The following is a 22,703-nucleotide window of genomic DNA, read 5'->3' as shown; positions in this document are numbered from 1 at the left end:
CTCAGGCGGCGGGGCGGCAGACCGTGCCCGGCGCGGGCGGGCGCAGGCTGACGAGGTAGCGGTTGACGTGGGCGACGACGCACGAGACGCCGCTGTTGTACAGCGCGTGGCCGTCGCCCTCGTACCGGAGCGCCGACGACCCCGGCACCCGCCGCACGATGTCCTCGGACAGGCTGAAGTCCGTCCAGGAGCCGACGCCCAGGAACGGCGGCAGCCCCGTGGCGGGCAGCGGCGCGGGCGGGTTGACGACGGGGGCGGGCCAGCCCGCGCAGCCGAGCGGGTGCCACAGCTCGATCCCGGCGAGGTTCGGCAGCAGCCGCTCACCCGCGAGCCGCGCCTCGCGGTACTCCTCGTAGCCGCCGTAGCGGATGCCGTCGAGGCAGTGGGTCATGTTCATGCCGGTGAACGACGGGACCTTCGGGCTGCCCGTGGCCTGGCGGACGTAGCCGGCGAACCCGGACGCGTCGCCGCCGGCGGCCCGCCTGATCGCCTCGGCGAGCTGCGTCCATCGGGGGTACCCGGGCGCGGGGCCCGGCGAGACGACGCTGGCGACGGCGGCCTGCTTCAGGTCGAACCCGCTGTAGGCGGTCCCGGACGGCTCCCCCCTGACCGGAACCGGGACGCGGTCGGCCCGCGCCACCAGCGCCCGCCAGAGCGCGCCGACGTCCTGCCCGTGCAGCGCGCACGCGGTGTCCGCCGCGCACCAGGCGGCGAACCGGCCGAAGGCCCTCTCGTGGGAGCGCATGCCCTGGGCGCGGTCCAGGTACGGGCTGGCCGCGCCGTCCATGACCATCGCGCGGACGCGGCCGGGGAACAGGCGGGCGTAGGCGATGGCGGGCACTCCGCCGTAGGAGGAGGCGATGAAGCTGAGCCGCTCCTCTCCCAGCGCGACCCGGATCGCCTCCATGTCGCGCGCGACCGAGGCCGAGTCCATGTGGTCGAAGTACTCCGGATCGGCGGCGCGGCAGCGCTCGGCCGCCTGCCTGTTGCGCCGTCCCAGCTCGGCGTACTCGGCGCGGCTGCCGGGCAGGGCGATCCACGGGCCCGAGACGAGGCAGTCGTACGGCAGGACGCCCTTGTCGATGGTGTTGCGGGGCTCGACGCTGACCACGTCGAAGCGCTCGCGCAGCTCGGCGAAGCTGCCCGCGTACGTGCTCAGGTCCTTGACGCCCGAGCCGCCCGGGCCGCCGGGGATCGCGAAGACCGTGCCGATCCGGCGTTGGGCGCCGACGGCCGGCAGCATGCCGACGGTGAGGCGGATCTCGCGCCCGGACGGCCGGGCCCAGTCCACGGGCACCTCGATCGAGGCGCAGCGCATCTCCTTGACGAGGTTCCGGTCCGCGCAGGCCGCCCACGTCAGCGACGACGGGCCGGAGCCCGGCGCACCGGCCGCGACGGCGGGCACCGCCGACAGCAGGACGGTGGCGGCCGTACCGATGGCCAGGACCTTGATCCGGCGCCCCTTGAGCGCGATCACCGTCGCCCCCGCCGTCAGCGCGGCGACCACGTACGCGAGCAGCAGCCCGGCCGCCGTCACGGGCGGCAGCGCTCCGCCGCCGACCCCGGCGATCTGCAGAGGCAGGTTCTCGATGAGGAAGGAGCCGGCCCGGGCGCGCAGCGGCGAGGGGAGGGTCTTCACCACCGTCGGCAGCGCCACGATGACCACGACGAGGACGACCAGGGCGCCCGGCGTGGAGCGGACGGCGGCCCCGACGCCGAGCCCGATCAGGGTGACCGCCGCCATCGACAGGCCGGCGGCGACCACCGAGGCGAGCACGCCCGGCTCGGACAGCGGCGTGCCCAGGGTCTGCCCGTCGCGCAACAGCTGGCCGGCCCGGTCGCCGAGCACCGCCATCGCCGCCAGGTGCATGCCGAACGCCAGGACCTGGCCCGCGACCAGCGACACCGCGGCCAGCCCGGGGACCTTGGCCAGCAGCAGCCGCTGCCGGCGCGGCACGGCCACCAGGCTCGTCTGGATCATCCCCGTCCCGTACTCCGAGGTGATCGCGAGGGCGCCCAGCGCGGCGAACACGAAGTACGCGACCGCGATGCCGTTGCCGATGCCGTCGCCGTTGCCCGGGAAGCCCATCCGCTCGTCCAGCGTCTGCCGGTCGAACCCGCGGCCGATCAGGAACGCGACCACGCCACTGGCCAGGACGGCCGCCACCGAGCAGGCCAGCAGGTAGAGGTTCGAGCGCAGCGAGCGCAGCTTCAGCCACTCGGAAGCGATCACGTCGATCATCGCACGGCCCCCTTCGGGGCGGCCCCGTACTCGGCCCCGTACTCGGCCCTGTGCTCGGCGCTGTCCTCGGTGAGCCGCATGAACGCCTCCTCCAGGGACGCGCCGCGCGGGGACAGCTCGGCCAGCGCGATCCCCTCGGACAGCGCGAGCACCCCGATCCGGGCCGCGTCCAGGTCCCGCACCGACAGGCCGCCGTCGTCCTCGCGGACCACGGTCGCCCCGTGCGCGCGCAGGACGCCGGCGAGCCGCTCCGGATGGGGCGTGCGCACGAGCACCTCCGCCTGGAAGCGCCCGGCCAGGACGTCCATGGCGCAGTCGGCGATCAGCCGGCCCCGCCCGATGACGACGACATGGTCCGCGGTGAGCGCCATCTCGTTCATCAGGTGGCTGGAGACCAGCACGGTACGGCCCTCGGCCGCGAGCGAGCGCAGCAGGCCGCGCAGCCAGCGGATGCCCTCCGGGTCGAGCCCGTTGAGCGGCTCGTCGAGCATCAGCACCGCCGGGTCGCCGAGCAGGGCCGCGCCGATCCCGAGGCGCTGGCGCATGCCGAGCGAGAACCCGCCGATCCTGCGGCCGGCGACCCCGGCCAGGCCGACCTGGCCGAGGACGGCGTCCACCCGCTCGCGGCCGATGCCGTTGCTGCGGGCGAGGCAGGCGAGGTGCGCGTGGGCGCTGCGGCCCCCGTGCACCGCCCCGGCGTCGAGCAGCGCCCCCATCGTCCGCAGGGGCCTGGGCCACGACGCGTAGGCGCGGCCGTTCACCAGCGCCTTGCCGGCGCCGGGCCGCTCCAGGCCGAGGACGGCGCGCATGGTGGTGGACTTCCCCGCGCCGTTCGGGCCGAGGAAACCGGTCACCAGTCCGGGCCGCACGGTGAAACTCAGGTCGTCCACGGCGACCTTGCCGCCGTAGGTCATGGTCAGCCCGCTCACTTCGATCACGGTCTTCCCCTCGTCGTTCGGTTCACGGCCGTCAGCCTCTCGCCGTGGCCGGCCGATCACGATGGGGGTGCGCCCACCACCGGGGGCGGACATCCCCACCTCCGCCGGTAGGTCTGGGCCTACCGTCACGGCGCCGCGGATCGGGCAGACTGCTGCCCGTGATCGGGATTCGCCGCCTGCGCGGGGGAGGGTCGTTGTCGTGATCGGGGTTCGCCGCCTGTGCGTCGCGGCCGGAGGGCTGCTGCTGAACGCCGCCACGGGCGTGGCCGCGCCGGCGCTGGCCGCCCTGCTGCTGGCGAGCGTCGCGCTGGTCCCGGTGGCCGGGCTCGGCCGGCCGCCGCTGGTCCGGGTGCTCGCGCTCGTCCGGCGCCTGGCCCGGTTCCAGCGCGCCTGGGCGGCCCGCGTCCTCGACCCGGGCGGACCCGAGCCGCACCACTGGCGCGCCGGGCCCGATCGGCGCGCCGGACCGGGCGACCCCGCCACCCGGCGGGAGCTCGCCTGGCTCGTCGTGCACGGGATCACCTGGCCGGCCCCGGCCCTCGTCATCTGGGCCCTGGTCGCCGCCTTCGACTACGTCTTCTTCCGGGTACGCGTGGCCCAGGTCGAGAGCGTGACCACCCTGGCCTTCAGCGTCTCCGTCGCGGCCATCGCCCTGATCACCCTGATGGCCGTCCCCCTCCTGCAGACCGTGCAGGCGCGGCTGACGGCGCTGCTGCTCCTCCCCGGCCTGACGCCGGCCGCGCGGATCCGGCAGCTCACCGAGTCGCGGTCCGTGGTGGTCGACGCGCGGGCGGCGGAGCTGCGCCGCATCGAACGCGACCTGCACGACGGCGCGCAGGCCAAGCTCGTCGCCATCCGGATGAACCTGGGGCTGGCCCGCGGCGTCGGCGACCCGGAGCAGGTCCGGCAGATGATCGACGAGGCCCGGGAGGTGGCCGGCCAGGCCCTGACCGACCTGCGCGACCTCGTGCGCGGCATCCACCCGCCGGTGCTGGCCGACCGCGGCCTGGCCGGCGCGATCGAGGCCGCCGCGCTGCTGTGCCCGACACCGGTCGAGGTCGAGATCGACCTGCCGGGACGGCTGGCGGCCCCGGTGGAGTCCGCGGCGTACTTCGCCACCGCCGAGGCGCTGACCAACGTCGCCAAGCACAGCGGCGCGTCGCGCGCGTGGCTGCGGGTGTCCCACACGGGCGGCCTGCTCCGCGTGACCGTGCGCGACGACGGCCGCGGCGGCGCCAGCCGCTCCGCCGGCACCGGCATCCGCGGCATCGACCGGCGCCTGTCCGCCTTCGACGGGCGGCTCACCCTGCACAGCCCTCCCGGCGGCCCGACCGAACTCACCATGGAGCTCCCGTGCGCGTTGTCATAGCCGAAGACCTCGCCCTCCTGCGCGACGGCCTGATCCGCCTGCTCACCGCCCACGGCTTCGAGGTCGCCGAGGCCGTGGACAACGGCCCGATGCTGCTGGACGCCCTCACCCGCCACCGCCCGGACGTGGCCGTGGTCGACGTCCGGCTGCCGCCCGGCCACAGCGACGAGGGGCTGCGCGCCGCGCTGGCCGCCCGCCGCCTGGTGCCGGGCCTGCCGGTGCTGATCCTGTCGCAGTACGTGGAGCAGCTCTACGCCCGCGAACTGCTGTCCGGCCGGTCCGGCGGGGTCGGCTACCTGCTGAAGGACCGGGTCGGCGACGTCGACCGGTTCGTGGAGGCGGTGCGCCGGGTCGCCGCGGGCGGCACCGTGATGGACCCCGAGGTGATCGCGCAGCTGCTGACCCGCCGCAGCCGCGACGAGCCGCTGGGCGGGCTGACCCCGAGGGAGCGGGAGGTGCTGGCGCTGATGGCGGAGGGCCTGTCCAACCTCGCGATCGCCGCCCGCTTCCGGGTGACGGACAAGGCGGTCGGCAAGCACACGAACAACATCTTCGCCAAGCTCGGCCTGCCGCCGTGCGAGGACCACAACCGGCGGGTGATGGCGGTGCTGGCCTATCTCCAGGCCGCGCCGCACCTGCCCTGAGCCCCCGAGTCCGCTGATCGCCCGGCCCGGATGAGGGGGCGACCATGCCCGCGAGGAGACTGGGGGCCGGAGAAGATCACGATCTCGGGGAGGTTGCCGATGACGACGATCAGCACCGGCAGGGTGAGCGGCATCGAGGAGGGCGGCGTCACCGCCTTCAAGGGCATCCCGTTCGCCAGAGCGCCGTTCGGGCCGCTGAGGTTCGCGGCGCCGGAGCCGGCCGAGCCGTGGGACGGCGTGCTGGAGGCCACCCGGTTCGGGCCGCGGCCGCCTCAGCCGCCGATGTTCATGGGCATGCCCGCGTGGGACCCGGCGGCGGGGCTCGACTGCCTGACGGTCAACGTCTGGACGCCCGACCCGGGAGGCTCCGGGCTGCCGGTGATGGTGTGGATCCACGGTGGCGCGTACCGCTCCGGCTTCGCCGACCTGCCGGCCTACGACGGGGCGCACCTGGCCGGGCGGGGCGTGGTGGTGGTCACCTTCAACCACCGGATCGGCTTCGAGGGCTACGGCCACGTCGAAGGGGCGCCCGACAACCGGGCCCTGCTCGACCAGGTGGCGGCGCTGCGCTGGGTGCGGGAGAACGTCGCGGCCTTCGGCGGCGACCCCGGCAACGTCACGGCGTTCGGCCAGTCGGCCGGAGCCGGGGCCATCGCCTGCCTGCTGACGATGCCGATGGCCGAGGGCCTGTTCCGGCGGGCCATCGCGCAGAGCGCGTCGTCCATGTTCGTCACCCCCGCCTACGCCTCCCGTGTCACCGCGGAGGTCAGCCGGCGGCTCGGGGGCGGCTCACCGCGCGAGAGCGCGCCCGAGGCGCTGGTGGCGGCGGCGGAGGACGTCGCCACGCAGGTGATCTTCGGGGATCCGGGCCGCTGGGGGGCGATGGGGTACGCGGGGCTGGCGTTCGCCCCGGTGGTGGACGGCGAGGTGCTGCCCGACACGCCGTGGAACGCGCTGGCGGCCGGCGCGGCCCGTGACGTCGAGCTGGTCGTGGGCTTCACCAGGGACGAGTTCCGCCTGTTCGGCGCGATGGCCGGCGGGCGGCCGGTGGACCTGGCCGGAGCCCTGGAGACGCTCGCCCCCGACGGGGCGGAGGAGGTCTACCGGCGGATGAGGCCGGAGGCGTCCGACGCCGAGCTGTACGAGGTGCTGATGTCGGACTGGATGTTCCGGATGCCGAGCGCGCTGCTGGCCGACGCGCACACCGGCACCACCTACGCCTACGAGCTGACCTGGTCGCCCACGGACGCCTTCCGGGCCTGCCACGGGCTGGAGGTCCCGCTCGTCTTCGGCAACGTCGGCGACGACATGGCCACCGGGCTGACCGGCGGCTCGCCCGACCTGCCGAAGGTGTCGGAGCAGTTCGTGACCGCCTGGACCGGCTTCGCCGCGACGGGCGACCCCGGCTGGCCGCGCCACGACCCGGCCACCGCCGTCACCCACCTGTTCGACGCCTCGCCGTCCGACGCCGAGGACCCGGAGGCTGCCTCCCGCGCACTCTGGTCGAGGACGGGCTTCCCGGTCATCGGCTGACCGGCCCGCCCGGGGACCGGGCGCGCGTACCTCTCAGCAGCTGACCGGCTCGGACGCGAGTTCCTGGCGCGCGGGATCCGACCGCAGCCCCGGCGCCAGGCACAGCGTGACGATGACCGAGGCCGCCGCCATCACCGACATCGCCACAGCGGGAGAGGTGTGCTGGGCGAGGGCCCCGGCCAGGGCGGCCCCTGCGCCCTGCATGGTCATCATCGCCGAGGAGTTCAGCCCGAGCGCCTGTCCCCGCACGTCGGGCGGGGTGAGGGCGACCAGCCGTTCCTGGAGCATGAGGCCCGCCGCGTACCCGGCCGAGGCCACGGTGACGGCGACCGCCGCCAGGACCGGCGCCGGATGCAGGAAGAAGACCAGGTACGGGACGGCCAGCAGCAGCCGCAGCGGGGCGGCCAGCCGCTCCCGCCACCGCGCCGGGACGAACCGGCCCACCACGACGTCCCCGGCCAGCATGCCGGCCGCGGCCAGGGCGAACAGCAGCGCCGCGTGCCCGGGCGCGTACGGGACGAACAGCGCCTCGCAGCCGACGATCAGCCCGTTCGGCACCCACAGGGCCAGGAAGACGTACCGGCGCGGCGCCGAGGACCACAGCCGGACGTTGACGCGCCAGGTGGCGGAGATCGACGGCCGCCCCGAGGCCCGGGGCGGGCGGGGGCCCAGGCCGACCCAGGAGATCAGCGCGGCGGCGAGGGCGAGCGCCGCCGCGGCGAGCAGCGTGCCCCGAGGCGACAGCGCCGCGAGCAGCAGGCCGCCGAGGGCGAACCCGCAGATCTGCGTGACGCCCACCGACGCGTTGAGCACGGAGCGGCCGAGCACGTACGCCCGCTCGGGAAGGAGCTCGCTCAGCAGCCCCTGGCGTACCCCGCCGCCCAGCGAGGTGACCAGCCCCAGGCCGAGCAGCACCACGAACAGCGCCCACACCGGCAGGCCGGGGATCGCGAGCACGGCCGTGCCGAGCCCGAGGGCGGCGGCGAGGACGGTCAGCGCGGCGCGGGGCGGCAGCCGGTCGGCCGCGGACATCAGCGCCGTCGCGCCGATCACCTGGGCGAAGGACGAGCCGAACATGCTCAGCGCCGACAGCAGCGGCGAGCCGGTCGCGGCGTAGACGAGCGTGCCGAGGGCCAGCCCGCTCACCGTCGTGCCCATCGTCTGCGCGGCGGAGGAGGCGAACAGCGGCGCGAACTGCGGCACGCGAAAAAGATCCCCATACGTACGCATGTGGGAATCTCATCCGCCACCATGACCTCATCGCTAAGGTTTCGCGGGGAGGCGAAACCATGGGCTGGTGGCAGGTCGACGCCGACACCCTCGCCGGGAGCCGGTTCGTGGTCTCCGCGCTGTCCGAGACGGTCGCGGGGTTCCTCACCCTGGCCAAGGCCACGGCCGCGCACCCGGGCGAGCGCGCGTGGCTGGACGCCCATCTGCCCGCCTACCGCGGCCGGCTGGCCGCCGACCCGGTCACCGCGCTGCTCGTCCGGGCCGCGCTCGGGCACCACTGGATCGCCGACTTCCTGACCCCCACGCCCACCGGAGAAGGGGAGCCGACCTTCGACGACGAGCTCGAACGCGTCCGCGCGACCCCCGCGGGCGCCGTCCGCGCGGACCTCGCGGTCGCGCTCGGCGGGCCGCTCCCGGCCGCGCTGGAACACCGCGACGACCTGGCCGGACGCGCCGCCGACCTGCTGGAATGGGTGTGGCGCCGGACCGTGCTGCCCACCTGGCCGCGGCGCCGCCGGGTCATCGAGGCCGACATCGCCGCCCGGTCGGAACGGCTCAGCCAGGGCGGCTGGGCCGCGACGCTGGGCGGCATGCAGCCCGACATGCGCTGGCTGGGGGAGGGCCGGCTGCAGATCAACGCCTACGACTACCCGCCGCGGGAGCTGGCCGGCGCCCGGCTGCTGTTCGTGCCGGTGACCCCGGGCACCGGCTGGGTGAGCTGGCAGACGCCGCCGCATCGGTGCGCGGTGGCGTACCCGTGCTGGGGGCCGCTCGCCGGGGGCGACCCCCCGCCGCCGCCCGACGCGCTGGGCACGCTGCTGGGCCGCGCGCGGGCCGGGGTACTCGTCCTGCTCGACACCCCCAAGAGCACGACCCAGCTCGTGGCGCTGACCGGCCAGGGGCTGGGGTCGGTGGGCCGGCATCTCAAAGTGCTGCTGGACGCCCGCCTGGTCCGGCGGCGACGCACCGGCCGGTCCGTCCTGTACTCCCGGACGAGGCTGGGCGACGCCCTGGTCGAGGGTGAGGGGGACGAGGGCGGTGGCTGAGGGAGTTACAGGACGGTCAGCCTGCCGTACGCGGACAAGGTCGCGGCCAGGTCGCCCGGCGCGCGCCGCAGGGTGGCGTCCAGGAAGGCGGCCGTGGCGGCGGCGGTGAGGCGCGGCCCGGTGTCGCGCGGCCCGGTGTCGCGTGGTGCGGTGTCGTGCGGGGCGGTGTCGCCGTCAGGCGAGCCGACGACCGCGGGCAGGGGCGGCAGGAAGAGCGGCGCGTCGGTGAAGGTGAGGTGCGCCGCGCCGGGAACGGTCACCCGGTAGCCGCTCGCCGTGCTCAGGCTCAGCACCTGGTCCAGGCGGCGGACGTAGTCACGCTCCTGGCCGGGCTCGATGTCGTGGACGAGCGCGAGCACGGGCTGGGGGAACGGCGCCGGGGCGGGGTCCCGGGGATAGCCGTCGATGTCGATGACGGCGGCGAACCGGCGATCCTGCCGGGCGGCCAGCAGGGCGGCGGCGCCACCGAGCGAATGACCGGTCACCGCGACCCGGCCCGTGTCCAACCGCCCGGCGAGGGCGCTGGGCTGGGCGGCTCGGCGGGGGCTTGCGGCGAGCGTGCTGGAGGAGGCGGCTTGGTGGCTGCGGGCTTGGAGGGTGCTGGCTGCCACGGGATGGTGGAGGCCGCCGGCAACAGTGCTGGAGCCGGAGAGTTGGTGGAGGCGTCCGGTGGGGGTGCTGGCCGGTACAGGTTGGTGGAGGCGTCCGGTGGAGGTGCTGGCCGGTACGGGTTCGTGAAGGCGTCCCGTGGGGGTGCCGGCCGGTACGGGCTGGTGAAGGGGTCGGGTGGAGGTGCTGGCCGGTATGGGTTCGTGGAGTTGGGTGGTGGGCGTGCCTGACGGCGCGGCGTGGTCCAGGCGGGTCGCGATCGGGGTCGGCGGCCGCACCCCTTGGGCGTGCGCGGCGAGCGGGTCCGGGAGTTCGCCGCGGTCGAGGCGGCCGAGCTGGGTGAGGACGAAGCGGAGGTCTGCGGCGCGGACGGCGGTCCACCCGGCCGCCCTCCGGTTGTCCTCCGCCGGGTCGCCGGTGGCCGACAGCCGCGTCCGGACAACCCGCCCGTCGGCGAGGGTCACGACGGCCGAGTCGTACGGGTGGTCGAGGGCCGCGACCACGTACCCGCGACTGGCCAGCTCCTCGGCACAGGCGGTGTTCTGGGTGCGCACCCCGCCGAGGCCCGGCGAGAACAGCACCACCGGGAACCGCCCGTCGGCGGCCGGCGCGCCGGTCACCGAGCGGGTGGTCGCCAGCGCCGCCTGGTCCAGCACGAGACCCGGCATGCCGAGGTAGGAGGCCACGCCGCGGGCGACGGTCCGCGCCTCCCGCTCGGTGCGGCCCAGGTAGCGCGCCCGCCCGGCCGCCCGGGTCGTGCCGGTGGCGGGGTACCAGAGCTGGACCACGACCACGCGCCGGTCATCGCGGCGGGACGTGGCCGGCTCCGGCCGGGCGGTGTCGGTCCACTGCACGACCGTGGTGCCGACCGCGTACGGACCCGACGGCTCGGGAAACACGGGCACGGGCAGTGCCCAGGCCGTCACCGCCCCCGCCAGCACCAGGACCAGTGCCCCAGCCGACCCCAGCCGGGTCGCCCACCGGCGCCACCGCGCGGGCCGTCCGGCATGCCGCCCGAACAACGGCGGGACGGTGACCGCCAGCGCGAGGGCCCCACCCGCGAGCACCGGCACGACGGGCCAGCGGACCCCGGACACGGCCAGCACCACCGCGCACAGCGCGAAGACCGCCGCGCAGGCCAGCGTCACCGGCCGACGCGCGCCAGGGGGAAGCCGACGGGCCGGGACCGGCAGGACGGCGGCCACCAGGGCCACGAACTCCACGGGGGACAGGCCGAGTATCGCTGCGTTCACCCGATCATCGTCGGAGAGCGGCCCTCCGCGGGACATCGGCCCAATGTCCAGCGAAGGGTGCCACCTGGGTATGACGCGTGGTGTCCGGTCTGCGACCGCGGTCGCAGACCGGACACCACACCGGCGACCTCGCCTTCGTTGGGCGACCCCGCTTTCGTCCGGCGACCCCGTCCTCCTCGGGGGACCCCGTCCCTCGTTCGGCGACCTCGCTTTCGTTGGGCGACCTCGCTTTCGTCCGGCGACCCCGTCCTCCTCGGGCGAGCCCGTCCTCGTCCGGCGAACCTCCGGTGACCTCGCCTTCTTCCGCCGACCTCGCTTTCGTCCGTCGGTGACGTGACGGTCGCGGTCACGTATCACCGCAGGGACACGTCGCCGCAGCGTCCGTGCCAGCGGCCACACCTTCGTAGGGCTGCCGCACCGGGACCGGGCGAGCCGAGTGACAGACGCCCGCCCCGGACAGCGGCATGTCACGCGAGCGACGCCGCCGAGATGACCCTGCCATGTGAGTGCGCACGCCTCGGATGGGGTTATGTCACGTAAGCGGCGCACGTCCGGGATGGGGTCATGTCAGGTGAGCGGCGCACGCTGCGGACGGCGTATGTCGTGTGAGCGCGCCCGCCGTAGATGGCGCCACGTGACGTGACCCGCGCACACGGTGAATCACGCGGCCTTCCCGCTCCCCTCCGGGCCACGCGGCGTGACGGGCGCCCTGCCTTGCGTGGACCTCGTCAGGCGGCGGGAATGTAAGTGCTGCGGCGACGTGCCGGCGGTGATGTGTGACTGGGGCCATCACGTCAGTGCGGTGGCCCGAAATAACGGTGTGCGCAATCACGGAGAGGTGTCACGGGGGTGGTGCGTGACCGCGGTCGTCACGTCACTGCGGTGACGCGTGACCACGGTGAACGTGATCACGGTGATGTGTCACGGGGGGTGGTGCGTGACTACGACGGTCACGTCACCGCGGTGACGCGTGACCACGGTGAACATAACCACGGTGATGTGTCACTGGGGTCGTGCGTGACTGCGGCCGTTGCGTCACTGCGGTGGGGGGTGACTGCGGACGTCACGTCACTTCGGTGACGGTGTAACCACGGTAAGCGTGACCATGGTGAACATAAGCACAGCGAACGCGACCACGATGGATCAACCACCGTGACGTGTCACTGCGGCGGCATGTCACCGCTCTTCCTGCGTCTCACTCCGTGACGTGGAACAGCCGTGGCGCGTTACAGCGACGTGCCGTTCACGACCAGCGACACCTCGATGTTGCCGCGGGTCGCGTTGGAGTAGGGACACACCTGATGGGCCACCTCGACCAGGTTGGTGGCCAGCGCGGGGTCGGTGATCGACGGCAGCGTGATGTCGAGCTCGACGCCCAGCTTGAAGCCGCCGTTGCCGGCGGGGATGAGCATGACCTTCGAGTCGATGGCCGCGTCGTCGGCACGCAACTGCTTGCGCTGACCCACCAAGGCCATGGAGGCGGCGAAGCAGGCCGCGTAGCCGATGGCGAAGAGCTGTTCGGGGTTCGCTCCGTCGCCGTCCCCGCCCAGTTCCTTGGGCTGCCTGAGGTTCACCTCCAGCCGGCCGTCGTCGGTGCGCCCGTGGCCGTCGGCCCTTCCTCCGGTCACGTGCGCCTGTGCGGTGTAAAGCGCCTTCGCCATGTTGATCCTTTCTGATGCAGAGTGCTTCTTAAAAGAGGATCATAGACTTCAAAATCAAGAAGTCAATGCGGAAGATTCAGGGTGACAGCGCTGATGCAGCACAAGGCGAAGCTCGCAGTCGTACGCGCGGGGCTCTACCGCGATGCTGGAGAGGGCGGGCTGTCCGTGCGGCCAGCCGGCGCAGGTGTGCACGAAGCAGGCCGGAAGGCGGGAGTCGATCGGCGGGCCGTACCTGGTCACCAACGTCTCGCGGCACCATGGGTCCCCCCGCACCGTGGCAGAGCGGCAAGTGCCCCGCGGGCGGCTCATGGAGAAGCGTGGCGGCGGCTGGGGTGTCGTATGTGATGTCCGCCTCTACGTCGTCGCACGGCGCGTTTCCGCAGATTCGAAGCGAGGCGGCCTGGCGCGGGTGGATCATCCACTCCGAAGCGGGTCAGGGCTGAGGGGCGAGGGACGATCTGGGGCGGCGCGGGTGAGCGGCTGCGTCGCGCATGCCGGTCACCGTGCTCCGGCAGGACTGGGGCGCCACCCTCCGCCGCAACGCCACAGCGCCACGGCGCTCTGGGATGCCGTGACGTCACGACGCCACGGCGCTCTGGGATGCCTCGGCGTCACGGCGTCACGGCGCTCTGGGGTGCCTCGGCGTCACGGCGTCACGGCGCTCTGGGGTGCCTCGGCGTCACGGCGTCACGGCGCTCTGGGGTGCCTCGACGCCGTGGCGCTCTGGGGTGCCTGGGTATCACGGCCCTTTGGGGTGCCTGGGCGTCACGGTGCTCTGGGGTGCGTCGACGCCGTGGCGCTCTGGGGCGCCGGGGTGCCCGATTTGCGGCACGTCGGCGTCATCTGCGGCCGTTCATGGCGGGGGAGGTGCCCGCCGAGGTCGCGCAGACCACCACGACCGCTAGCCCGCTCGGCGCACGGTGCGCGATCTGCTCACTCGCTGAACCGCAGGGGCAAACCTTTCGCCCGTCCATCGCATCGAAGTGAAGGACAGGAACGACCTGCTCGAGGAACGACGAAACGGGGACGGGGATGCACACGACTCGACTGGTGGCGGCCACGGCGTTGGCGGCCACGGCGTTGGCGGCCACGACGACCGCGCTGCTGATCGCGGGCCCGGCCGGGGCCGCCACCGCACCGGCCGCTGCCGCACCGGCCGCCGCTGCATTGGCTGCCGCCGCACCGGCCCCTGCGGCCGCTGCCGCGCCGGCCCCCGCGGTCGCCGCCGCGCCGGGCTCCTTCGGCCCGTACGGCTACGGTGGCGTCAAGCTGGGGATGACGGCCCAGCAGGCCAAGGCGACCGGGAAGATCGTGCTCAAGTGGCGCGACTACTGCTCCGGCTGGGACTACAAGGCCCGCCCCACGCCCCGCGACGAGGTGAGCCTGTACATCTCGAAGAAGCTCGGCGTGGCCGTCGTCTTCGCCCCGCGCGGCGCCCGAACCCCCGAGGGGATCGCCGTGGGCTCCACCCTGCACCAGGTCCAGAAGGCGTACCCGAAGGTCAAGAAGGAGATCAGCGGCTACTACGCCACCGTGCCGGGCAACCGCAAGGCGTACTACTACTTCGGCGTCGATCAGCGGAACAAGGTGCAGACGCTCGTCATCGGCCGCTACGGCCAGGACTGCGTGAACTGACGGTCACGGGGCGAGCCCGGCCGGGGCGGGGGCCCGGTCGCGCATCCCGTCCGTGGCGGCGACCGCGCCCAGCACCAGCGTGGCGACGGCCGCGAGCACCAGCGGCGGCACGAGGCCGGGCGCCAGGGCGGCGAGCAGCCCGGCCGCCGCCAGCACGCCGATCCCCGCCAGGCGGTTGACCGACACCCGCCCGAACACCGCCCGCACGAACAGCGCGTGCCCCGCCAGGAACAGCGCCGGCCCGCCCAGCAGCGCAAGCGCCGCCCCCGGCGTGATCCGGTCGAACGGGTGCGCGATCGCCAGCTCGTCGCCCACGGCCGCCACGATGATGCCGGCCACCATGGGGATGTGGATGTAGGTGTACGCGGACCTGCCGAGCCGTCCGGTGTCGTCCACATGGGCGGCGGTCTCCGAGGCGGCCTCGGCGGTGCGGTGGAAGTACACCCACCACGTGGCCACGCTGCCGAGGAACGCGACGGCGAAGGCCGCCACGGCGGCGGCGCTCAGGTGCGGGTGGTCGGCCAGCGACACCCCGGTCACCAGCAGCGACTCGCCCAGCGCGATGATGACGAAGAGCTGGCAGCGCTCGGCCATGTGGGCGCCGTCGATCGTCCAGTCGGTCGTGGACACCCGGCCGAGGAACGGCATGCGGTAGCCGAGCCAGGGCCCCGCGTACTCCACGAGCAGGGCGAGCGCCCACAGCACGGCCTGGGCGGTCCCCCCGAGCGCGGCGCCCGCGATCCACAGCACCGCGCTGAGCACGTGGTAGGCCAGCACCAGCCGGAACGTCACGCCGATCGGGTGGGCACGCGCCGCGACCGACACCACGAGCGTCCGCCCCACCTGGAGCGCCACGTAGCCGCCGGCGAACCACATCGCGCGCGGCCCGAACGCCTGCGGCAGCGCCGCCGCCATCACCAGCCCGGCCAGCATGGCGCCGGTCAGCGTCAGCCGCAGGACCGGATGGTCGGGGTCGCAGTAGTTCGTGGTCCAGGTGGTGTACATCCAGGCCCACCACACCGCCAGGGTCAGCAACAGCGTCTGCCCCACCCCGGCCATGTCCAGGTGGGCGAGGAGCAGGTGCGAGAGCTGGGTGATGGCGAACACGTACACGAGGTCGAAGAACAGCTCGACCGGCATGACCCGGGCGGTCTCGCCACGGGGGCGAAGGATCGGCGCTGGCACTGGTTTCCTCCACGACACAGGCGAATCACGACACAGGTGAATCACGACACAGGCGACTCACAACACGGGCGAATCCCGATACGTCGCCGATGACAGCTCATCGTAGAGCCGGAGATCACCCACCAGGGCTCGTGAAGGAGGCGAAGGGGGATCCGTCAGGAGTCGGTGGCGGCCTGGGCGGCCTGCGCCTGCTCGATGCGGCGGTAGGCGTTGTTGCGCAGGCGCAGCACGACCGCCGCGAGCAGCGCCGCCGTCAGCGAGCCCGCCAGCACCGCGATCTTCACGTACGCGTCGCGCTCGCTGCCCGCGCCGAAGGCCAGCTCGCCGATGAGCAGCGACACGGTGAACCCGATGCCCGCCAGCAGCGCCAGCCCCGCCACGTCCACCCAGGCCAGGTTCTCGTCCAGCTCGGCGTGCGTCAGCCGGGACACCAGCCAGGTGGCGGCCATGACGCCCAGCGGCTTGCCGAGGACCAGCCCGGCGACGACGCCGACGGCGACGGGGTCGGTCAGCGCGCGGCTCAGCCCGTCCACCCCGCCGATCGTCACCCCGGCCGACAGGAACGCGAACACCGGCACGGCCACCCCCGCCGACAGCGGCCGGAAGCGGTGCTCGAAGTGCTCGGCCACGCTCGCGTCCGCCCGCGCGGGCACGGCGAAGCCCAGCAGCACCCCGGCCACCGTGGCGTGCACGCCGGAGGCGTGGACCAGGGCCCACGTGAGCGCGGCCAGCGGCAGCAGCAGCCACCACGCGCGCACGCCCCGTCGTACGAGGACAGAGAACACGGCCAGCGGCACGGCCGTGCCCAGCAGCGGCAGGGGCGCCAGGTGCTCGGTGTAGAAGACGGCGATGATGAGGATGGCGAGCAGGTCGTCGACCACGGCCAGCGTGAGCAGGAACGTGCGCAGCGCGGCCGGCAGGTGCCGGCCGATCACCGCGAGCACCGCCAGCGCGAAGGCGATGTCGGTGGCGGTCGGGATCGCCCATCCCCGGCCGGCGTCCGCCGCCCCGGCGAGCGAGATGGTCACCAGGTACGCGACGGCGGGCACGAGCACGCCCCCCAGGGCGGCGGCGACGGGCACGGCCGCCCGCCGGGGGTCGCGCAGGTCGCCTGCCGTGAACTCGCGCTTCAGCTCCAGCCCGGCGACGAAGAAGAACACGGCCAGCAGGCCGTCGGCCGCCCAGGTGGCCAGGTCGAGGCGCAGGTGCAGGGCGGCGGGGCCGAGCTCGAAGGACCGCAGCGCCTCGTACCCGTGAGCCCACGGGGAGTTGGCCCAGAGCATGCCGAGCAGGGCGCCGGCGAGCAGGAGCGCCCCACCCACGGTCTCGGCGCGCAGGATGTCGGCGATGCGCCGGGACTCCGCGCGGGAGCCCAGGCCGAACAGGCGCAGGACACGGGTGGACGGGGTACGGCTCACGGCAGGAACTCCCTGGAAGGGTCGGCGACGGACCAGCCGACCAGACTTCCCGGCACACCGCCGGCAAGCCTACCCATAAGCGCACATGTCACGCATATCGTCGATCCGGTCGCGATGCGGGCCGCAACCTTCCTCGGTGCCGCCCGGCTCTCCGCGTGCCTCTGACGAAGAACCGGCGGAGCACTCTGCCGGCGTGCTAGTCTGAGGGCAGTTGCAGTTGTGGTACCCATATGAACTTCATGTGCGCCTGACGGTATGTGACCTCAGGCGCATTTTTTGTTTTCCGGTCATCTCCGGGTGGGCTCATTACGGCGACGCGGAATCCGCACACGGCGGACTCCGGCTCTGCCAACCAGAAGGAGATCGACATGGCTGAGGGAACCGTGAAGTGGTTCAACGCGGAGAAGGGCTTCGGCTTCATCGCCCAAGACGGCGGCGGCGCCGACGTCTTCGCCCACTACTCCAACATCGTGTCCCAGGGCGGCTACCGTGAGCTGCACGAGGGCCAGCGTGTGGCCTTCGACGTCACGCAGGGCCAGAAGGGCCCGCAGGCCGAGAACATCGTCGCCGCCTGACCCGGACGGCACCACGAGCGGGGGCCCGCACCGTCATCGGTGCGGGCCCCTGCTCGTCCGCGTACCGCGGGAGCGTCCTCACGGCACGACCGTGAGGACGCGGTCCAGGCCGGTGACGCGCAGCAGCGTGGTCATGAGCGGGCGTGGGGCCTTCAGCGTGAGCGCCACGCCTCGCGGCCGGGCCCGCCGCTGGATCCCGACCAGGACGGCCAGCCCGGAGGCGTCGCAGAACGACACCGCGGACAGGTCCACGATGAGCAGTCCGGCCCCGGCGGGCAGGGCGCGCATCAGCCGCCGGCGGAGAGCATGGCTGGTGAAGACGTCGATCTCGCCGGTCAGATGCACGGTGGCGACGGTGAGGACATCGGCTCCGCCTGACGGCGCGGGCGCGAGAACGGTCATGGAACGCTCCTGTCGGAGAGAACGGATGAGGCGCGGCTGCCGGACGGTGCCGGTCGGCCGCGGGCGGTTTTCGGCGGGACGACCCGCAAGGTGAGACGCTCGCCGGCGGCGAAGCGCGAGATGATCAGATCGGCCGCGGCGGGATGGCGGGCGGCGGGATGGACGGGCCTGGCGTCGATCCGGTGTCCCCGAGCCGGCTGGCGGCGCGGGACGGGCTCCCGGGCCCACGCGCGTGGGGCGGTGCGCAGGGTGATCCGTCCGCGTCGCGGGGTGGCGGCGGCCACCAGGCTCGGCAGCATGATCGCCTGCCTGTCCGGGCCCCCTCGGAGGAGGCCCACGTCTTCTATCGCCGGGGGCGACGCCGACCTGTTGCCAACGCACGGAAAAGTCCTCGGTCCCAGCACTCTATCCGACGGACCCTCACGGCGTGATCATCCACCCGGTGTCCTGACTTCGTGGGGCGTCCTGGCTCCGTGCGGCGGACCGGCGGGTCTGGCGTCCTCACCACGTGCGGTGGGCCGGCCGGTGCGGCGTCGTGGCTTCGCGCGGCGTCCCGGCCTGATCACGGCGATCCGTCTCCCGGACGTCGTGCGGGCCGGCGGCGCCGCTATCGGCACACCCGCGCCGCTCGGTCGTCCACCTGCGCCTGACGGTCTCCGGTCGTACGCCGGACCGCCAGGGCGGCCACGGCCAGCACGCCGAGGGCGCACGCGGCCGGCACTGCCAGCCCGGCCCGGGCGGCCGTCCCCCATCCGGACTCCAGCGACCCCAGCAGCACGGTCCCGGTGAGCGTGCCGCCCAGGACGCCGCCCATCTCCTGCACCGTGCCCAGCACCCCGGCCGCCGCGCCGGACCGCTCGGGCCGTACCCGGGCCAGCGTCGTGGAGATCAGCGGCGACATCAGCAGCCCCATCCCGGCGCCCGTGACGAGCAGCGCCCCCGCGACCTGGTACGCGACAGCGCCTCCTGCCCCGGCTATGCCTCCTGCCCCGGCCATGACGTGGTCCAGGAGCAGCAGTCCCAGCAGCAGCGTCGCCGCGCCCGTCAGGGGCGCCCTCGTCCCCAGGCGGCGGGTCAGGGCCGCCGTCCGGGCCGAGCCCGCGAGGAACCCCCCGTTGAGCGCCGTGCACACCGCCCCGGCCGCCGCCGGGCCGAGCCGGAGCCCCTCCTGGAGGTACAGCGCCAGCACGAACGACAGCCCCGCCGAGCCGCCGAACAGCAGCGCCACCGCCACGAGCCCGCCCGCGAAGCCCTTCTCCCCGAAGACGTCCAGGTCGAGCAGGGGCTGCCGGCCCGCGGCGGCCAGGCGGCGCTGGCGGCGGGCGAACGTGGCCAGCAGCGGGGCCGAGGTCGCCAGGCACAGCCACGTCCACACCGGCCAGCCCTGCTCCCGGCCCTGGGCCAGCGGCAGCACGACCGCCACGAGCCCGGCCGCGACCATCCCCGCCCCGGCCACGTCCAGGCCAGCCCTGGGCCGCGCCCCACCCGCTCGGGCCTGAGACCGCCGGGTGGGTGACGGGTGAGGGAGCGGGGGGCGGTTCGAGGTGGGTGACGGCGCAGGGGCCGGTACGTGGTTCGAGGTGGGCGGCGACTGAGGCGCCGGTACGTGGTTCGAGGGGGGCGGCGACTGAGGGGCCGGGAGGTGGGTCGAGGGGGGCGGCGGGGACGGGACCAGGCGCGGCGTCGCGGCCAGTGCGACCAGCCCCAGGGGCACGTTGACCAGGAAGCACGCCCGCCAGCCCAGCCCCCACGGGTCCGCCGCGATCAGCAGGCCGCCGATCACCTGCCCGCTCACGCCCGCGAGCCCCACGGCCGTGCCGTACCAGCCGAACGCCCTGGCCCGGTCGGCCCCCCGGTACAGACCTCCGAGCAGCGTCAGCACCTGCGGGGCGAGCAGCGCCGCGGCCACGCCCTGCAGCACCCGCGCCAGGATCAGCGCCCAGGCTCCCGGCGCGGCCCCGCAGGCGGCGGACGCCAGCGTGAACAGCGCCAGGCCCGCCGAGAACACCCGGCGCGGCCCGTGCAGGTCGCCGAGCCGGCCCGCGACGACCAGCCCCGCCGCGTACGCCAGCCCGTACCCCGCGATGACGAGCTGCGCCTCGGAGCCGTCGGCGGGCAGGCCGGCGCGCATCGACGGCACCGCCACGTTGGCGATGAAGAAGTCCAGGGTCGTCATGAAGACGGCGACCAGCACGACGGGCAGGGCCCACCAGCGGTTGGGGACGGTGGCCATGAAGGGGCTCCAGGGGAGGGAGGGACGGTGTGGTGGTGGGAGAACACCGCGCGCGTCCGGACGGTTGAGCCCACCCTGGAGCCCGCCGGTTATGGATCGCTGCCGATCGGCTACGGATGGCGTTATGGCCCGCTCGACGTACAACCAGATGGTTGAGAATTGAGCCGGACGACGCTATCCTCAACCATGTGGTTGAGGATGCTCCTGAGCTGGACGCCGTGTTCCACGCGCTGGCCCACGACGCGCGGCGCGACATGCTGCGCCGGCTCGCGGGCGGCGAGCTGACCGTGGGGCAGCTCGCCGAGCCCCTGCGGATGTCGCTCGCGGCCGCGTCCAAGCACGTGAAGGTGCTGGAGAGCGCCGGGCTCGTCGAGCGCACCGTCACGGGGCGGCGGCACGTGTGCCGGCTGCGGTCCGCGCCGCTCGCGGGCGCCGCCGCCTGGCTGCGCTTCTACGAGCGCTTCTGGGACGAGCGCATCGACGCGCTGGAACGGGTCCTCGACCGTCCGCCCACGCCCGAGGGGGCGTCATGAGCACGCACCCGTGTCCGCATCCGTCCGAGGAGGCCGCCATGAGCGCCGAACCCGCGATCTTCCCCGCCGTGCGCCGCGAGCGCACCCTGTCCGCGCCCCCGCCGGCCGTCTACCGGGCCTGGCTCGACCCGGACGTCCTGCGCCGATGGCTCGCGCCCGGCGACCCCGAGCACGCGCGGGCCGAGGTGGACGAGCGGGAGGGCGGCCGCTACCGCGTCTGGCTGACCCGCTCCGACCAGCCGGTCAGCGGCTTCGACGCGCAGCTCCTCGAACTCGTGCCGGACCGGCGCATCGTCTGGCGCTGGGGCTTCACCGGCCCCGACCGGGAGGCGGGGCCGATGTTCGACTCCGTGCTCACCGTCACCCTGAGCGGGACGCCGGACGGCGGCACCCACATGGTGCTGCTGCACGAGCGCCTCGACGCCCTGGCCGCCGCCATGCCCGAGGTCGCCGCAAAGATCAGCGGCGGCTGGGACAGGTGCCTCGACCGGCTCCCGGCGGCGCTGGCGAGCAGCCCCACCGGGGCGCGGACGGCGGTGCGGCCGTGACCGCCGACCTCGGGCCCGCGGCCGGCGTCCTCGCCGCGCTCGTCCGCCCCCTGCCCGACGACCTGCTCACCGCGCCGACGCCGTGCGGCTTCACCGTGGGCGAGCTGCTCGACCACATCGACGGCCTCTGCGTCGCGTTCACCGCTGCGGCCACGAAGACGAGGCGCGAGGACGGCGGGCGCGCCCGCACACCGGACGCCTCCCGGCTGGGCGAGGACTGGCGCGAGCGCGTGCCGGCCCGCCTGGAGGAGCTGGCCCGGGCGTGGCGCGAGCCGTCGGCGTGGACCGGCGTCACCGAGGTGGGGGGCGGCACGATGCCCGGCGAGATCGCCGGAGCGGCCGCGCTCGACGAGGTCGTCGTGCACGGCTGGGACCTCGCCGTCGCCACCGGCCGTCCCTACCCGGCCGGCGACCCCGCCCTGGAGGAGGCCGTCCAGGCGGCCCACGCCTGGGTGACCGCGGTCGTGGCCCAGGCTCCGGAGGGCAGCCCGGGCCTGTTCGGGCCGCCGGTGCCCGTGCCCGGCGACGCCCCGCTCCTTGACCGGCTGCTCGGCCTCACCGGCCGGGACCCCGCCTGGACGCCGGACGCCCGCTGAGCGGCCGGGCCGCGTACAGGGCGGCGGTCTCGGCCGCCCTGCGGGCCAGGGCGTGACGCAGCTCCACGGGCTCCAGCACCTCGACGTCGGGGCCGAAGGCGAGCAGCGCCCCGGCCGCGTCCAGGGAGCGGAAGCGCAGCTCGACGCTCACCCGCTCCCCGTCGCCGCCGAAGCCGTCCACCCCGCCGAAGCCGTTCACCCCGGCGGTGGGCGCCAGGTCGGCCTGGTGGACGCGCAGGAACCTGTCCAGGACGTCCCGCCGGACGCCGACCGTGACGGGCACCGGGGTGGGCACGTCGTCGACGCGGCGGCGCAGGGTGTCCCAGAGACCGGCCAGTTCGAGGCCGTCGCGGCGCCGGACGGGCTGGTCGGCGACCTCGGCGGAGGAGACGCGGTCGGCGCGGAACAGCTTGGGCTCGCCGCGGTGGTCGGCCACCAGGTACCAGACGCCCGCCTTGTTGACCAGCCCGTACGGGTCCAGCGTGTACGAGCGGGGACGGCTGTCGCCGCCGTGCCGGTAGCGCACGCGCAGGCGCCGGTCGCCGAAGACGGCCTCCTGGAGCACGGCGAGGTCGGGCGCGGGCTGGGCCGGGCCGCCGCGCCAGCGTACGGGGTCGATGAGGACGCGGCGGCTGGCCAGGTCGGCGCCCGGCCGGTGGGCGGCGGGCAGGGCCGCCATGAGCTTGCGCAGCGCGGAGCCGATGGCCCGCCCCAGCCCCAGCTCGTCGTGGGCGCGCCCGGACATCAGCACGAACAGGGCGCGGGCCTCGTCGGCGGTCAGGCCGGTGACGTCGGTGCGGAAGCCGGGCAGCAGGGCGATGCCGCCGTGGGGCCCGCGCACGGTGTAGACGGGCACGCCGGCCGACGACAGCGCCTCGACGTCGCGCATGACCGTGCGGACCGACACCTCCAGCCGCTCGGCGAGCGTCCCGGCGGGCAGCCGGCCGTGCGTCTGCAGCAGCAGCATGATCGAGAGCAACCGGTCGGATCTCATGGCGGGAAGACTTTCTCAGGTATAAGACACAACCTGTCATATACGGCGGTGAGGATCCA

20 protein-coding genes are annotated in these 22,703 nt (G+C 74.4%); 9 read left to right on the top strand and 11 right to left on the bottom strand.

The features are described from left to right. Position 1: 1 nt before the first annotated feature. Together HT134_RS00860 and HT134_RS00855 are read right to left on the bottom strand one after the other, a co-directional pair. Positions 2-2,242, bottom strand: a complete 2,241-nt coding sequence (locus tag HT134_RS00860) for an alpha/beta fold hydrolase (RefSeq protein ID WP_175598323.1) — start codon at positions 2,240-2,242, stop codon at positions 2-4. Beyond that, positions 2,239-3,180 carry an ATP-binding cassette domain-containing protein gene (locus HT134_RS00855; protein ID WP_175598322.1) on the bottom strand — a complete coding sequence of 314 codons (942 nt, stop codon included), beginning with the start codon at positions 3,178-3,180 and terminating at the stop codon, positions 2,239-2,241. The genes HT134_RS00860 and HT134_RS00855 overlap by 4 nt, the downstream gene beginning before the upstream one ends. Positions 3,181-3,379: 199 nt before the next feature. On the opposite strand from HT134_RS00855, the gene HT134_RS00850 reads away from it, so the two are divergent. The 3 genes from HT134_RS00850 (at position 3,380) to HT134_RS00840 (ending at position 6,726) form a co-directional block, all read left to right on the top strand. Continuing rightward, positions 3,380-4,549 (top strand): sensor histidine kinase, encoded by a 1,170-nt coding sequence (locus tag HT134_RS00850; protein ID WP_312887907.1) that lies wholly within the window; start codon positions 3,380-3,382, stop codon positions 4,547-4,549. Continuing rightward, a complete protein-coding gene (locus tag HT134_RS00845; RefSeq protein WP_175598320.1) occupies positions 4,534-5,193 on the top strand; it encodes a response regulator in 660 nt (219 codons plus the stop codon). The genes HT134_RS00850 and HT134_RS00845 overlap by 16 nt, the downstream gene beginning before the upstream one ends. Before the next feature lie 99 nt (positions 5,194-5,292). Beyond that, a complete protein-coding gene (locus HT134_RS00840) occupies positions 5,293-6,726 on the top strand; it encodes a carboxylesterase/lipase family protein (RefSeq protein WP_175598319.1) in 1,434 nt (477 codons plus the stop codon). Between the two features lie 33 nt (positions 6,727-6,759). Here the strand turns inward: HT134_RS00840 and HT134_RS00835 are convergent, their stop codons facing one another. After that, entirely contained in the window at positions 6,760-7,929 is a 1,170-nt protein-coding gene (locus HT134_RS00835) for an MFS transporter (RefSeq protein ID WP_312887906.1), read from the bottom strand. A gap of 86 nt (positions 7,930-8,015) precedes the next feature. On the opposite strand from HT134_RS00835, the gene HT134_RS00830 reads away from it, so the two are divergent. Then, positions 8,016-9,002, top strand: a complete 987-nt coding sequence (locus HT134_RS00830) for a transcriptional regulator (RefSeq protein ID WP_175598317.1) — start codon at positions 8,016-8,018, stop codon at positions 9,000-9,002. Between the two features lie 5 nt (positions 9,003-9,007). Here HT134_RS00830 and HT134_RS44560 read toward each other — a convergent pair whose 3' ends face one another. Then, positions 9,008-10,864 (bottom strand): alpha/beta hydrolase, encoded by a 1,857-nt coding sequence (locus HT134_RS44560; protein ID WP_312887905.1) that lies wholly within the window; start codon positions 10,862-10,864, stop codon positions 9,008-9,010. Positions 10,865-12,090: 1,226 nt separating this feature from the next. After that, positions 12,091-12,525, bottom strand: coding sequence for an organic hydroperoxide resistance protein (locus HT134_RS00815; RefSeq protein ID WP_175598316.1), 435 nt, complete (start codon positions 12,523-12,525; stop codon positions 12,091-12,093). Between the two features lie 1,032 nt (positions 12,526-13,557). Between HT134_RS00815 and HT134_RS00810 the strand changes: the two genes are divergently transcribed. Next, the gene (locus HT134_RS00810) at positions 13,558-14,160 is read left to right on the top strand and encodes a hypothetical protein (protein ID WP_175598315.1); all 603 of its coding nucleotides are present in this window, start codon (positions 13,558-13,560) and stop codon (positions 14,158-14,160) included. A gap of 3 nt (positions 14,161-14,163) precedes the next feature. Here the strand turns inward: HT134_RS00810 and HT134_RS00805 are convergent, their stop codons facing one another. Both HT134_RS00805 and nhaA read right to left on the bottom strand, forming a co-directional pair. Continuing rightward, a complete protein-coding gene (locus HT134_RS00805; RefSeq protein ID WP_217707123.1) occupies positions 14,164-15,345 on the bottom strand; it encodes a low temperature requirement protein A in 1,182 nt (393 codons plus the stop codon). A 155-nt stretch (positions 15,346-15,500) separates the two neighbouring features. Then, on the bottom strand, positions 15,501-16,730 hold the full coding sequence (gene nhaA, locus HT134_RS00800; protein WP_217707304.1) for a Na+/H+ antiporter NhaA: 1,230 nt from the start codon (positions 16,728-16,730) through the stop codon (positions 15,501-15,503). 401 nt (positions 16,731-17,131) lie between these two features. Here nhaA and HT134_RS00795 point away from each other — a divergent pair, with 401 nt between their 5' ends. Further along, positions 17,132-17,338 (top strand): cold-shock protein, encoded by a 207-nt coding sequence (locus HT134_RS00795; RefSeq protein WP_175598314.1) that lies wholly within the window; start codon positions 17,132-17,134, stop codon positions 17,336-17,338. Between the two features lie 78 nt (positions 17,339-17,416). Here the strand turns inward: HT134_RS00795 and HT134_RS00790 are convergent, their stop codons facing one another. The 3 genes from HT134_RS00790 to HT134_RS00785 form a co-directional block, all read right to left on the bottom strand. After that, on the bottom strand, positions 17,417-17,740 hold the full coding sequence (locus tag HT134_RS00790; RefSeq protein WP_175598313.1) for an STAS domain-containing protein: 324 nt from the start codon (positions 17,738-17,740) through the stop codon (positions 17,417-17,419). Next, positions 17,737-18,039: a DUF5994 family protein gene (locus HT134_RS48320; RefSeq protein ID WP_512698713.1), complete on the bottom strand. Its 303-nt coding sequence runs from the start codon at positions 18,037-18,039 to the stop codon at positions 17,737-17,739. Before HT134_RS48320 ends, HT134_RS00790 begins: the two co-directional genes overlap by 4 nt. Before the next feature lie 308 nt (positions 18,040-18,347). After that, positions 18,348-19,973, bottom strand: a complete 1,626-nt coding sequence (locus HT134_RS00785) for an MFS transporter (protein ID WP_175598312.1) — start codon at positions 19,971-19,973, stop codon at positions 18,348-18,350. Positions 19,974-20,161: 188 nt separating this feature from the next. Between HT134_RS00785 and HT134_RS00780 the strand changes: the two genes are divergently transcribed. From HT134_RS00780 to HT134_RS00770, 3 genes are read left to right on the top strand one after another with little or no spacing between them, the layout of a single operon-like run. Further along, entirely contained in the window at positions 20,162-20,506 is a 345-nt protein-coding gene (locus HT134_RS00780) for an ArsR/SmtB family transcription factor (RefSeq protein ID WP_175598311.1), read from the top strand. A 38-nt stretch (positions 20,507-20,544) separates the two neighbouring features. Then, a complete protein-coding gene (locus HT134_RS00775; protein ID WP_175598310.1) occupies positions 20,545-21,054 on the top strand; it encodes an SRPBCC family protein in 510 nt (169 codons plus the stop codon). After that, entirely contained in the window at positions 21,051-21,650 is a 600-nt protein-coding gene (locus tag HT134_RS00770) for a TIGR03086 family metal-binding protein (RefSeq protein WP_175598309.1), read from the top strand. Before HT134_RS00775 ends, HT134_RS00770 begins: the two co-directional genes overlap by 4 nt. Here HT134_RS00770 and HT134_RS00765 read toward each other — a convergent pair. Continuing rightward, on the bottom strand, positions 21,610-22,644 hold the full coding sequence (locus HT134_RS00765) for a helix-turn-helix transcriptional regulator (protein WP_175598308.1): 1,035 nt from the start codon (positions 22,642-22,644) through the stop codon (positions 21,610-21,612). The genes HT134_RS00770 and HT134_RS00765 overlap by 41 nt on opposite strands. Between the last annotated feature and the right edge of the window lie 59 nt (positions 22,645-22,703).

Source organism: Nonomuraea rhodomycinica, from assembly GCF_013363995.1.
Lineage (GTDB): Bacteria > Actinomycetota > Actinomycetes > Streptosporangiales > Streptosporangiaceae > Nonomuraea > Nonomuraea rhodomycinica.
This window is presented reverse-complemented; position numbering and strand designations above follow the sequence as displayed.